This is a genomic window from Marinicella marina (genome assembly GCF_030065545.1).
Classification (GTDB): Bacteria; Pseudomonadota; Gammaproteobacteria; order Xanthomonadales; family Marinicellaceae; genus Marinicella; species Marinicella marina.
Window position 1 is genome coordinate 147,092 of the sequence record NZ_JASJNC010000007.1, and the last position, 13,585, is coordinate 160,676.

10 protein-coding genes are annotated in these 13,585 nt (G+C 43.6%); 3 read left to right on the top strand and 7 right to left on the bottom strand.

Annotated elements, in window-relative coordinates:
* Positions 1-3 precede the first annotated feature (3 nt).
* Both QNI24_RS11500 and QNI24_RS11505 read left to right on the top strand, forming a co-directional pair.
* Positions 4-1,350 carry an alpha/beta hydrolase gene (locus tag QNI24_RS11500; protein ID WP_267176274.1) on the top strand — a complete coding sequence of 449 codons (1,347 nt, stop codon included), beginning with the start codon at positions 4-6 and terminating at the stop codon, positions 1,348-1,350.
* A gap of 52 nt (positions 1,351-1,402) precedes the next feature.
* The gene (locus QNI24_RS11505) at positions 1,403-2,236 is read left to right on the top strand and encodes a hypothetical protein (RefSeq protein WP_267176275.1); all 834 of its coding nucleotides are present in this window, start codon (positions 1,403-1,405) and stop codon (positions 2,234-2,236) included.
* A gap of 44 nt (positions 2,237-2,280) precedes the next feature.
* Here QNI24_RS11505 and tldD read toward each other — a convergent pair whose 3' ends face one another.
* From tldD to rsfS, 7 genes are read right to left on the bottom strand one after another with little or no spacing between them, the layout of a single operon-like run.
* Positions 2,281-3,720: a metalloprotease TldD gene (gene tldD / locus QNI24_RS11510; protein WP_267176276.1), complete on the bottom strand. Its 1,440-nt coding sequence runs from the start codon at positions 3,718-3,720 to the stop codon at positions 2,281-2,283.
* Positions 3,720-4,547: a paraquat-inducible protein A gene (locus QNI24_RS11515; protein ID WP_267176277.1), complete on the bottom strand. Its 828-nt coding sequence runs from the start codon at positions 4,545-4,547 to the stop codon at positions 3,720-3,722. Before QNI24_RS11515 ends, tldD begins: the two co-directional genes overlap by 1 nt.
* Before the next feature lie 2 nt (positions 4,548-4,549).
* The gene (locus QNI24_RS11520) at positions 4,550-8,230 is read right to left on the bottom strand and encodes a YhdP family phospholipid transporter (protein WP_267176278.1); all 3,681 of its coding nucleotides are present in this window, start codon (positions 8,228-8,230) and stop codon (positions 4,550-4,552) included.
* 12 nt (positions 8,231-8,242) lie between these two features.
* Entirely contained in the window at positions 8,243-9,739 is a 1,497-nt protein-coding gene (locus tag QNI24_RS11525) for an Rne/Rng family ribonuclease (RefSeq protein WP_267176279.1), read from the bottom strand.
* A gap of 9 nt (positions 9,740-9,748) precedes the next feature.
* On the bottom strand, positions 9,749-10,354 hold the full coding sequence (locus QNI24_RS11530) for a Maf family protein (RefSeq protein ID WP_267176280.1): 606 nt from the start codon (positions 10,352-10,354) through the stop codon (positions 9,749-9,751).
* Between the two features lie 3 nt (positions 10,355-10,357).
* Positions 10,358-10,828, bottom strand: coding sequence for a 23S rRNA (pseudouridine(1915)-N(3))-methyltransferase RlmH (gene rlmH / locus QNI24_RS11535; RefSeq protein WP_267176281.1), 471 nt, complete (start codon positions 10,826-10,828; stop codon positions 10,358-10,360).
* Complete coding sequence (rsfS, locus tag QNI24_RS11540; protein WP_267176282.1) at positions 10,825-11,187, bottom strand: ribosome silencing factor; 363 nt, start codon at positions 11,185-11,187, stop codon at positions 10,825-10,827. The genes rlmH and rsfS overlap by 4 nt, the downstream gene beginning before the upstream one ends.
* Positions 11,188-11,472: 285 nt before the next feature.
* Between rsfS and ovoA the strand changes: the two genes are divergently transcribed.
* Positions 11,473-13,581, top strand: coding sequence for a 5-histidylcysteine sulfoxide synthase (gene ovoA / locus QNI24_RS11545; RefSeq protein WP_283708720.1), 2,109 nt, complete (start codon positions 11,473-11,475; stop codon positions 13,579-13,581).
* Positions 13,582-13,585 lie beyond the last annotated feature (4 nt).

The following is a 13,585-nucleotide window of genomic DNA, read 5'->3' on the forward strand; positions in this document are numbered from 1 at the left end:
TTGATGAAATTTTGGCCTGTCCTTTTGCTGGTCATCCTCACAGCATGCCAAGTCAACACCAAACCTGACTTGGCGTTGCTGTACCAACCGCAAAACAGTCAAAACCAAACCCCGCTGATTTTAATTCATGGCTCTCTAGGGAGTAAATTAAGACTGATTGAAAGCGGCAAAGAAGTTTGGCCGGGTAAATTGAATGACCTGATATTTTCAAATTATAAAGTCCTTGCTAACCACATCAAGCCGGACACGCTGTCAGTGGATTATGAAAAAATTGAATCCTACGCGATATTTGATTCCTATTCAGGACTGAGTATTTATGACGACATCATCAAAACATTGACCACCTATGGAGGTTATCAATTAAATAAACCGCAGCAAGCCGTTGGCTCTCAGCGCCAACTCTACGTGTTTCATTACGACTGGCGCCAAGACAATGTTCATAATGCGCAAAAGCTCGCTGCTTTTATAGATCAGGTGTTAAAAAAGCACCCCAATCAACAACAAGTTGATGTGGTGGCTCATTCAATGGGTGGCATCTTATTGCGCTATTACCAAAGGTTTGGCGCCAAAGATGTACTGCCTTTGCTGCAAGCAGATTCATCTGCTGCCATCCAAACTGATTCTCAAGCCAATAAAATCAGACACGCTATTTTCTTAGGAACACCGCAATTGGGTTCAGTCAAACCAGTGTTGAGACTGATGTCGGGTTTTGATTTTAATCTGCGTAACATACCGGTTGAGGTTCAAATCACCATGCCCAGCGTTTACCAACTGTTACCACACCCACAAAGTCATTGGCTGGCAGACTATGCAGGCAACTCAATTCAGTTTGACCTGTATGATCCCAATAATTGGAAACAACATGAATGGTCTATCTATAACACAGATGTGATAACAAGAATTCACAAGAATCACGACCCACAATCAGACGGTGAGACCGAACTACAAACCCTACAAGCTTTCTTCAATCATCAGCTCAGGCGGGCCAAAGCTTTGTGGTTGGCACTGTCACCCAAATATGAAGTGGATCACGAAGGGTTTATTATTATGGGCGGCTCCTGTAAACAAACCCTGAACCGCTTGATACTTGAACAAGACCATGATCACGTCGTTTTCCACGACAAAATCAATCACGCCGTGGGCGATAAAGACATTCAAAGAAACATCCTGTATGAACCAGGTGATGGTCAAGTGACTAAATCCTCACTGTTGGGACAAATTCGCATCTCAGACCAACAAACACTGGACACCATAAAGGTGAGGTACCCTGTTTTTGTCTGTGAAGACCACCTTAAACTGACTGAAAACATAACCTTCCAAGATAATTTATTACATATCCTGTTAAATTGAATCAGTTCCTATTCAATGTAATAATAATCATTGTATTTTATCGAGTTCAAAAATGACTAGATTACAGATCACTTTAACAGCGCTGTTTTTTTCAACCACACTGTTGGCTTTCGATGAGGTCGAGGTCACACCGCTGTTTCCAAACGGCTGGGAAGCAGTCAATGTACGAGATGATGCCATGGTTATGCAAAGTAATAACCAGCCTTTGTTCGGAGATGGCTCTTTGCTATTTGCCACTGACACCGTGACCAATGGCCAAGACAAAGCCGATTTCCAGCTCCTCTGGCAACAATCAGCCTCAGTGATAGATTTCCCAGGGCGCACCTTGGGAAACATCAGTGATTTGAACTATGCTTGGTACCGTGATGCGGCCAGTACCACCATTGCACATTTTACCCCAGTGTTTCGTCTGACATTCTACGATGACAACAACACCCCAACAGACCTTACTGATGATGTGAGCGGCGTGCTGGTTTGGGAAGGTGTTTACAATGGCTACAGCGATCCAGTTGAAGACAGCTGGGAGTTGGTAGATATGATGGCGGATAATTTTTGGGCTTTTGTTTCTTTCAATGGCCAAAACACCGGTACCGGCGTGATTCAAAATTACAATGTCTCGTTGGATGACTGGATCAACCAATCGCCTCAAGGACAACCAGGCGATCCGCAAATCAATTTATCGGCGGACACCCTAATCATTGGCGTCAACGTAGGAGTGGGTTCAGGTTGGGGCAATTCATTCCTGGGTTATGTGGATGCCGTGCGAGTGGGTTTTGGCGAGGAAGATGATACCTTGTTTAATTTCGAAGTTTGTCCTGTTTTCATTGCCAATGATAACCCTGATGTGATTTTCGATGATTCATTTGAGTGTTTCAAAAGATTTTAAAACACCCAATACGCCCGCAAAAAATTCATCTAATCAACGCTGAATTAAACTTGGGTTCCGCCCACAGTCAATTGATCAATCTTTAAACTGGGTTGGCCTATTCCAACTGGAATGCTCTGGCCATCTTTACCACAAACACCCAAGCCTTGGTCGAAAGCCAGGTCATTGCCAACCATACTGACTTTTTGCATGGCTGCTGGTCCATCGCCTATCAAAGTTGCCCCTTTGACTGGGTGAGTCACTTTGCCGTTTTCAATCATGTATGCTTCTGATGCCGAAAACACAAATTTACCATTGGTTATATCTACCTGACCACCACTGAAATTAACCGCATACAAACCCTTATCAACTGAAGCAATGATTTCTTGAGGATCATAGTCGCCACCTAACATGTAGGTATTGGTCATTCTGGGCATCGGTAAATGAGCAAACGATTCACGTCGACCATTACCTGTGGTCGGCACTCCCATTAAACGTGCATTGAGTTTGTCTTGCATGTAACCTCGTAAAATGCCATTTTCAATCAACACGTTTTCTTGTGATGGCGTGCCTTCATCATCAATATTCAGCGAACCGCGTCGATTAGGCATGATACCACTGTCAATAATGGTACAAGCCGACGAGGTGACTTGTTGACCCACCTTGCCGGCAAAAGCAGATGAACCCTTGCGATTGAAATCACCTTCAAGGCCATGACCAACGGCTTCATGTAATAACACACCTGGCCAGCCACCGGCAAGTACCACAGGCATCTCGCCAGCCGGGGCTGGCTTGGCTTGTAAATTAATCAGTGCACCATGAATGGCTTGATCAACAAAGCTGTCGGCATAACCCGCCTGGAATACATCATTCAATAGGATGCGACCACCGCCGCCGGCATAGCCCATTTCCATGCGCCCTTTGTCATCAGCACAGATAACTTGAATACTCAACTTAACCATGGGCCTGATGTCCGCGCCAAAAGTACCATCGGTGGCAGCCACCATGATTTCCTCTTGTGATGAGACCAATGAACAAATGACTTTTTTCACCCGTGCATCTTTCTTTCTGGCCGCTACATCCATGTCGTTGAGAAGTTGGATGATGGCTTTATTATCTACCCCGTTGAGAACATCTTGTGGGGTGTATAATGTTTTTGCTTCAGCTGAGCGCAAATTGACTGCCGGGTGGTTCCTGTTATCACGTGCAATACTGCGTGCGGTTTGAACCGCTTGTTCAATGCTGTTTTTATTCAATGCATCGGTATAAGCAAACCCGGTTTTCTCACCTTGATTGATGCGCACACCTACACCACGATCAATGCTGTGGCTGCCTGATTTAACTTGTTGGTTTTCCAACACCCATGACTCCAGCCGCGAGGACTGAAAGTATAAATCCGCGAAATCTCCCCCAGTGGCCAAAGCACCACCCAAAAGATTTTCAAGGTCGTTGATGCTTAAGCCATTGGGTTCAAGGAAGGTTTGACTGGTTTGTTTGATAGACATTATTTTATTTCTTCTTGTTTTATACTGATTAGGTATGTGAGTAACATCGATGAGATGACATAGGTGACAAAATAGTACACACCAATTTGTAAAGTTGCATCAGTGGCACCACCTGATTTGGTGGTAAAGTAAGTCACTAAAATTGCAATAACAAAAACATCTAACATCGACCACTTACCGATGCTCTTAAGTACCTTGATGCTTTTTTGTGAGAAGTGTAAATTTTGACTGAACAATATAATCAACATCATCAAAGATTTGAATATGGGGGTTAACAGTGTGAACACAAATATGATCACTGCAATGGCTGTTTGACCTGAAAAATACAGTTTTTGTAGGGCTGAGACGATGCTTTTTGATTCAAACTGAAAGACACTTTGTCCGAGCACAGGAATGTCTTGGTAAGCAATAATCGCCAAAATCGGTGCGAACCACCCAGTGACCAAAGCAATCACCGTCACTGAGAGCATGGCCAGCAGTGAAATTTTGGATTTGATGAAGCCGTGCAGCAAAAACATCAACACCAAAGTCGCAATGAATAATTTGGTATGCTTGTGTGCCAATTGATCGTGTTTTTCTGCCTTGTCTTGAATTGCTTTGAGCGCGTCCAGCTCTTCAGTATAGCCTGAGTACCAATTGAATGTGATGGCCTCCAACACTTTTTTGCTTTGTGACTTGAAGTTATCTGACATCGACAAGCGCTCAGCAACTTCTTGAATGCGGTGTTCATATGCCAACGACTGACCCCAAGACTCATAGGCCAAATAGGAACAGAAACTAACCGTCACCAAGAAATAAAGTAGTTGTGCAAAAGTCGATTTATTCATTATTATTCATCATTATTTTCAATCAGTTCTATGATTGGATCATCCCAAGTACCGGTGACTGCATAATTAATTTCATTGCCTTTTTTCAGTTGTTTATCAAATAAGCCTTGCACCAAAAAACCTGCTGCTGCACCAACTGGACCACCGGCGATGGCTCCTATTGTGGGGAAGGTCTTACCAATTTGTGGTCTGATGATAATCGTTTGATTGTAGGTTTGGTCAGCAAAATTCACGTCGCCATTGATGCGAATCTTAGCAGAAGATGCAGTGATCAGGAAATCTTCCGTTTTGGCCACACCCGATTTAATTTGAAAATGGCCCTCCATACTGCTGAACAACAGACCATCTGCCAGTACATCACGAAAATCCAAAATCAACCGACGCGGTAAATTGGTTAAGTTGAATAAACCGAGTACACGACCAAAACCAGGTTTTTGGTCCAACACCTGGCCTTGGCCAATTTTTATTGATAAATCACCATCAATATCAGCCACATTGAATTGGCTGGGCACCCCTGGCCATTGTGCATTAAGTTCAATGATGGTCTGGGCATTGGTTATCGGTGCGGCGAAGCCAACTTGTTGTAAAAAGTCAGCGATTTTCTCTGAGATCATCACTATATCAAAATTTGATTGCCCTACACCGTCTGCTTCTTTTAGCCAAACTCCCGATGCGTTGATTTCAGCCTCTGGCGATTTCAAACTCAGTTGTTCAATTTTAATACCATCTGCTACGTTGCGCATTTCCATCCGTAAGGCACCTAAAGGAATACCTGCATACTCAAACGATTCTGACCACAAATGTATATCAGGCACTTTTGAACTGGCCGCATCCTCGATAATTTCATCCAAATCAAGGCTTGGATCAATCCAATTCAGGTATTTAAATTGTGCCACAATTCCTTTGTTGGCTAAGTCATCATCGACTATAACCAGACCATCCATGTCATCGCCAATCACATTGATGGCATAATGTTGTTGTGCTCTTTTGATGTTTAATGTGATGTTTTTAAATGCCCTAGACATAAAAATCATTTCACCAATGTCTAATTCAATTTCCTCAATGGGCCAAGCATCGGCTTCATCGCTTGTCACCTCAGACTGATTGTATTGAGCTATCAAATCCAACCATTTGTCTAAATTAACCCGTGCAATTGTGCCACCATACAATTGCTCTTGAGCTGCCAGTAAATCAGTATTGAGGAATTGCAACCTGGCCAAATGATAGCTCCCTGTTCGGCCATCCAATGTAGACCTGATTTCATCGTTGTAATTGATTTCTACATTCGAGCTTTGACAGGGGATTTGGCATGAAACAGTCAACGTTTTTTCCATGCCAGCTGTTTTATCTAAAGGTGCTGGCAGTCCAATGGTTGTGCCCAACAAAGGCGACGAGGCAGTCATTTGTAATTCAGACTGCTTGTTTCTGATGTTAATCAGCCAATCAGATGCACCCTCAATGGGTAAATTTTGTTGAATAACGTCAAGTAAATAAGTGGCATTTAGTTCGCCACTCAAGTCAACATCAATCTGAAAACCAGTTTCGCTTTTGGTAATGATTTCACCATTTAATTCAATCTCAGCCGCACCTAACTGTGCCGGTAAACCATCCATTTTCAAGGCATAACCATCCAAATTAACAGGACCATTAATACCTTCGATGCTAAAGTGTTCCGTAGCAAACACACCATCCTCAAACCTCACCTGACCCCACGGTCGGAAAGGCAGATTCACATCAGATTTGATGCCTACTTCAAAATTCAAATCAAATCGCTGCTGCCCATCAATCTTGATCGCTTCACTTAATTCAATGTTTTTAACCAAGGGTGAATCACGCAAATACTCCAGGATTTCATTGCCATTGCTGCTGGCCTTCAAATCCACATCAAGCACCCCAGCATCAAATGAGTCGATGGCAACATCCGCTTGATAAACAGCTATATCACCCGTTTCGGCATTGGAAATTTCCACCTGAACGGAATCATGGTCAAAAACAGCCACACCATCTATGTTGTTTACCTGTGGCCATTCTGGATGAAAAATATTGGCCACTTTATCGGTATAGGCCCTTGAGATAAATGTCGCAGCGCCGGTTTTGAAAGTTTTGGGAACCAAATCACCATTCATGAAAACATAACCTTTGCTTACCTGACCTGACAGCAGCCCCCTGTCCAACCATTCAATGGTTTTCGGTTTCCAAACGTTGTGTGGCCAATATTTATATAGCTGGTTCACTTCAACTTGAGACAAGACACTGGCCAGTAACATGTTACTGGGTTGACCGACTTGTAAATGACTCCATAGTTGTAAGTCAAAATCAACACAATCACACCACAGATTATTGATCGCCATAACAGCTGCATCGCCTGACCAGTCAATGCTGTTCTGCACCGTCAAATCTTGCCAATTCAGCTGACCTCGATAGATTGCTGGTATGTTCAAATGACCCTGTTCTGAATCCAACAGCAAATTGCCACCTAGTGAGTCGAATTCAAAAGTACCATTCAACCCAGTAAAATCAAATACTTCATGACCCAGTGCAAAATCAGAAAACTGCAAAGCCCCGCGCCATAAACCGGTGTCATTGGCCATTTCAAACTCAGCAACATCTATAATGCCCGCCACCGCATTGAAGGGTTTATCAGCCACAACATGGTACTCTGCATCCTCAGCCAATTGGCTAAAAAGTGCGAGGGGTATTTGGCTGCTTTGCAATTGGGTGGTGTCATTTTGACGTTGAATCCGCAGCAAAAAATCATCGTATTTTTCTTCTGCAATAACCACATCAGTAAATTGCATGCTGGCAACCCAGTCCTTATCCTCACTGAACTGTTTAATTTTTATTTCAAAACCCAAGCCACTTTCGGGATTTCTCCAACTGATTTCACCAGACATTGAAGTGATTTGTCCTGCTTTTGCCGATAGCCACAACTGGCCATTGATGGCACCTGCTGGAAATTTAATACCAGTCAACAATTCGTTCAATTGGCCCAATTCAAACTGATTGAATTCCATGTACCAATTGGCATCCTTGGTCAAGGTGTTGTTTCGTAGACCTTGGCTGATGATTTCAATGCTTTGATTGTCATTCTCAATCAGTAACTTCAAGGCCCTCTCATCGTCATCCTGTTGTAACAATAAATCAGCTTGCAAGCCAGCCAACAGTACTTGGCCGTTTTCATCAGCCAAATTAAACATCATTTCATCAACCCGCAAAGATCCCGTGGTTAAAATGCGATCTAGCATGTCTGCAAAACGAGCCTCATCCTGCGTATCGTTAAGTGTGATGCTGGCCCCTTCAGCAGACTGAATCATATCCAACTCAGCTCGATTGATACTTAAATCAATGCCAGAACGCCCACCGGGTATGATTAATTGATAGATATTGATAGCCAAGTTGGCACTGGCCAGTTGGACACTCTGCTTGCCAGTGAGCTCCAAATCATAAAGTTGAAAATGAGGCCCATAGCCACGCCATGAACCGTTGATTTCTTTGACTTTGACGACCAGGTTCCATTGTTCTTCCAGGAACTTCTCTAGCCGATCTTGGTACAGCGATTCAAAAGGTAAAAACAGACTCAAAGCACCGACAGCAAGACCCGCCAAAATAACCAAGCCAGCCAGCACCAGACGAATTTTTATCCAGATGCGGTAGTACCAACGGTATTTTTTATGCTTAGCCATCAGTCAAAATCTTTATAACAGGACCACATCGTGTTGGTGACGCTCATAACTGTCTTCTGCTTGAAAACTGATGCGCTTGCCTAGACTTTCTTCCAGCTCTGCCAAAGTCTCTGAATGTTCATCGATGATGTATTGCACCAATCGCCTTGAGCCAATCACCATGACTTTGCTGGCCTTGAATTGTTTAACAGAGCGGCTGATTTCTCGAAACAATTTAAAACTGATGGTTTCAATGGTTTCTATTGAGCCGTTGCCATGACATTTATCGCACGACTCACACAACATGTCATGCAGGTTTTCGGTGGTTCTTTTGCGCGTCATCTCAACCAAACCCAAACCAGTGAAACCCAACACATTGGTTCTGGCGCTGTCATTTTCCAAATGTTCCACCAAGGTTTGTAACACTTTTTCCTTGTGAGATTGTTCAACCATATCAATGAAGTCAATGATGATGATGCCACCTATGTTGCGCAATCTTAATTGACGTGCGATGGCTTGGGCCGATTCAAGGTTGGTTTTAAACGCGGTATCCTCCAAGGACTTATAACCGACAAATTGACCGGTGTTGATGTCTATGGTGGTCATGGCTTCATTTTGATCAAAAACCAAATTACCACCGGACTTTAATGCCACACGTTTGGTGATGGATCGATCAATTTCATCATCAATGTGAAACTGATCAAATAAAGGTCTGGAAACATTGTGCTCAATCAATTCACCTGACCATTCGGCAGCAAAATCTTGCAAAAACTCAGACAGGTTTTGAAACAGTTGATTTGAATCAGTGGTGATTTTAGTCAAGTTTTCGGTTACTTGGTCACGTACCACACGCTTTGCCAGAGAAAATTCACTGTGAATTAAGCTCGGAGATTTCGATGCTTTTATGCGCTCATCAATGCGTAACCAGAGGCGCTGTAAAAACCTAAAATCATGATACAAAGCAGTCATACTGACTTGTTCTGCATTGGTTCGAGCGATTAAACCAAAATCTTGGTTATCGTGATTCATCTTTTTCAATGCTTCAACCAAACGCTCTCGTTCTACTTCATCGGTTATTCTGGCCGAGATGGCGGTCAATGCAGGGTTGTACGGCATCATCACCAAATAGCGACTGGGAATGCTCAACTGGGTTGTGATTCGAGCACCTTTGCTGCCAATTTGGTCTTTGTAAACTTGTACCACGATTTTCTGGCCTTCATGCAGTATCTGAGAGATTGAATCATGGCTGCCATATTCAGTGGTGTATTTCTCATCCTCAACTTGGTTGTCTTGGCCATCGATATCAGAGGCATGTATGAACGCCGCTTTGTTTTCACCAATATTGACGAAAGCAGCTTGTAAACCGGGTAATACTTTTTCAACCGTGCCTTGATAGATGTTACCAACCAATGAATGTTGTTGTGAACGCTCTAACCACACTTCCGCCAATTGGCCGTCCTCGACCAAAGCCACCCGGGTCTCAAAATCGTTGCTGTTGATAAGAATTTCTTTACGCATAGATGCAGTCATCTCCAAGCCTCACTGGCTCGCCTTTGAGTTGAGCAGTGGTAGTTTCACGTTTAATGCTTTTAAGATGGAGGTTGTTTCATACAATGGCAAGCCCATAATTGAAGAATAGCTGCCTTCAATGCGCTCTATCCAGATTGCAGCTTGGCCTTGGATGCCATAAGAGCCGGCTTTGTCCATCGGTTCACCGCTGGCAACATACGACTCAATACTTACCGAATCAATGGCTGCCATAGTGACTTGACTGACCGATAGTTTGGACATGCTTCGTTGACCAAAACTGACGCACACGGCTGAATAAACTTGGTGGGTTTTGCCGGCCAATTTATGCAAAGTCAATTTGGCTTCATTTTCGTCCAGCGGTTTACCCAAAATTGCTCCATCTAAAGCCACAATGGTGTCCGCAGTCACTGTCGGTAGTTCAGTTTCTATGGCATGATTCGCCGCCGCTGATTTTTCCACCGCCATTCTTAAACAGTAGGCATCAGCCTGCTCTTCGGATTGGGGTGTTTCATCGATGTGAATCGGTTTAACCAATGGATTCCAACCGACCTGGCGTAACAACTCAGCACGTCTTGGAGACGCAGATGCCAATACGATGTCATGTGATTTAACCATGTTTTATTCCCGGTGGTAGGGGTGGTTATTGAGCAAACTGTGAGCGCGATAAAGTTGTTCAGCTATAATCACCTTGACCAACTGATGTGGAAAAGTCAATGACGACAATGACCATGTTTGGTCAGACATTTTCAAAATTGAAGCGTCCAAGCCATCGGCGCCACCAACGATGATGTTAATGTCTTGACCATTGAGTTGCCATTGGTCTAATTGTTTAGCCAGAAAGGCTGTGTTAATGGCTTTACCATGCTCATCTAAAGCGAAATTGACCTGACCTTTTTTGATTTGCTTTTGAATCAAAGTCGCTTCTTGGGCTTTGATTTGATTGACGCTCAAGCCCTTTTGTCTGGATACGGCGCTGATTTCGCGCATCTGAATTTTTAGATAAGGCGGTAAGCGGTTGTTGTAGTTATTGAAAGCGATGTTTACCCAATCAGGCATCTTGTGCCCAAGGGTCAACAAGCTGATTTTCATGCTTCAGCTGTTTCGCTGATGTCCCACAAACCTTCCAAATGATAGAACTCACGCGCATCAGCACTCATCACATGCAGCACTGCGTCGCCACAGTCGACAATCATCCACTCATCAGAATCCAGTCCTTCAGTACTCAACACTTCTCTGCCCGATTGTTGCACTGCATCGATGGCTGATTCAGCCAGGTGTCGCATGTGCCGGTTTGAACTGCCTGTACAAATCACCATATAATCAGTGACCGAAGTGAGGTGACTGACCTTTAAAGTTGTCGTGTTTTGCGCTTTGGCGTCATCGAGGGCTTGCGTGATGACTTCGGAGATGGGGTTGGCTTGTTTTGGTGTTTTTTTGATTTCTTGCACAAATGTATTAGCTATTAAAACGTCCCCATTTTAGCATGCGCACAGTGATAAATTGAAAGGCTTTCGTTAAAACTCACATTTTTTAGCAGATTTCACGTCAATCAGAGCGGTGATGGATAAAAATTACCATCAGTTTAATTGATCCTACCACTGAATCGTATTGTCTTTTACTTCATATTTAGCATGGCAATGGAGCAACAAGATTGATACAATCATCACAACAACAAAAATCATTATATGTCGATTCTAAAAAAACCTAACCCACACACATCGATGCAACTTGCCGTGAGCAAAACACCCCTCATCAATCAGGGGAATGCATCAGAAAAACGCGCTGAGATCAAACAACACTTCATCAGCACCTACGAAACATACGAATCACTGTTCAAATGTCTGAAGAGTGAATCTGCCTTTTATTTAAAGCCAGAACCCTTAAGACATCCGCTGATTTTCTACTATGCACACACAGCGGTGTTTTTTGTCAACAAACTCAGGGTAGCTAAAATCATCAGCAACAACATCAACGAGGACATCGAATCCATGATGGCCATAGGTGTTGATGAAATGTCCTGGGATGACCTCAATGATGCCAACTATGATTGGCCCTCGGTACAAGAAGTACAAACTTACCGCGATCAAGTTAAATCCATGGTCTTGGCGTTAATTGATGAATTGGATTTATCCTTGCCAATCAACTGGGAGGACCCGTTTTGGATCATTTTGATGGGCATTGAACACGAACGCATTCACCTTGAAACATCCAGTGTATTGATCAGACAAATGGATATCCAACACGTGGTTTCTCACAGTGATTGGCCACACAGCAATGTTGATCATGACGTGGTGACCAATTCATTACAATCGATTCCTGGTGGCACCGTAATCCAAGGCAGAAGCCTTCCCAGCGAAACTTATGGTTGGGACAATGAATACGGCCAGCAAAGTACCGAAGTTAAAGATTTCAAAACCAGTCAATACCTGGTTTCAAACCATGAATTCAAAGCTTTTGTTGATGATGGCGGTTATTTGGATGAACAATGGTGGACCGATGAGGGTTGGCAATGGTGCCAGTTCAAACCGGCCAAACAGCCAACATTTTGGGTCAATCGAGATGGTAATTGGCTGTATCGGTGCATGACAACAGAGATTGAAATGCCATGGAGTTGGCCAGTTGATGTGAATTATTTAGAGGCCAAAGCCTTTTGTAATTGGCTTTCTGCGCGCAACGGCAAATCCATCAGGCTACCAACCGAAGCCGAATGGTATCGCATTCATGAACACACCATGAGTGACCAAACACCCTATCCTCAATGGCAACAAACACCAGCTAATATTGACCTGAGTGTCGCCGCCTCATCTGTACCAGTTGATAAGTTCACCTTTGGTCAACAAAAGCTCGGGGATGTTATCGGTAATGTGTGGCAATGGACTGAAACTGCCATTGATGGTTTTAAAGGCTTCAAGGTGCATCCAGCCTATGATGATTTTTCTGTGCCCACTTTTGATGGCCAACACAATCTGATCAAAGGCGGCAGTTGGGCCAGCACCGGCAATGAAGTACATACAGACTCAAGATACGCCTTTCGCAGGCACTTTTTTCAACACGCAGGATTTAGATACGTCGAATCGGAGCAACAAGTGGACCAAACATTTAATACTTACGAAACAGATGAGCTGATTGCTCAATACTTAGAATTTCACTACGGCGCGGCATATTTTGGCGTACCCAACTTCCCCAAAGCCTGCATCGATGCTTTGATTCCGCATGTTGATTTAAGCCACAATCAACGGGCTTTAGATTTAGGCTGTGCTGTAGGCCGCAGCACCTTCGAATTGGCCAGATATTATGACCATGTTGATGGTTTGGATTTTTCTACTCGATTCATCCGCAATGCCATCAATCTGGTTGAGCATGGTGAAGTGAAGTACATGATTCCTACTGAAGGTGAATTAACCGAGTTGAAGTCTTTTTCATTGGCTGATTTGGCTTTGGGAGACAAGGCCAACAACACCGAGTTTGCTCAGGGCGATGCCTGTAATTTGAAACCCAAATACAGCAACTATGACTTGATTTTCGCCGGTAATTTGATAGATCGCTTGTATCAACCAAAACAATTTCTCGAAAGCATCACGGAGCGACTGAACAGCAAAGGCTACTTGGTGATCACATCACCCTACACCTGGCTTGAAGAATTCACCCAAAAAGAAAATTGGTTGGGTGGGGTTAAAGTCAATGGTGAAAATTACACCACATTGGATGCACTGCGTGATGCTTTGCGTGACGACTTTGAAATGATTGCAGTGCCACAAGATGTGCCCTTTGTCATCAGAGAAACAGCCAGAAAGCACCAACATACCGTTGCCCAATTAACCATTTGGCGCAAAAAAGCTTAATCAT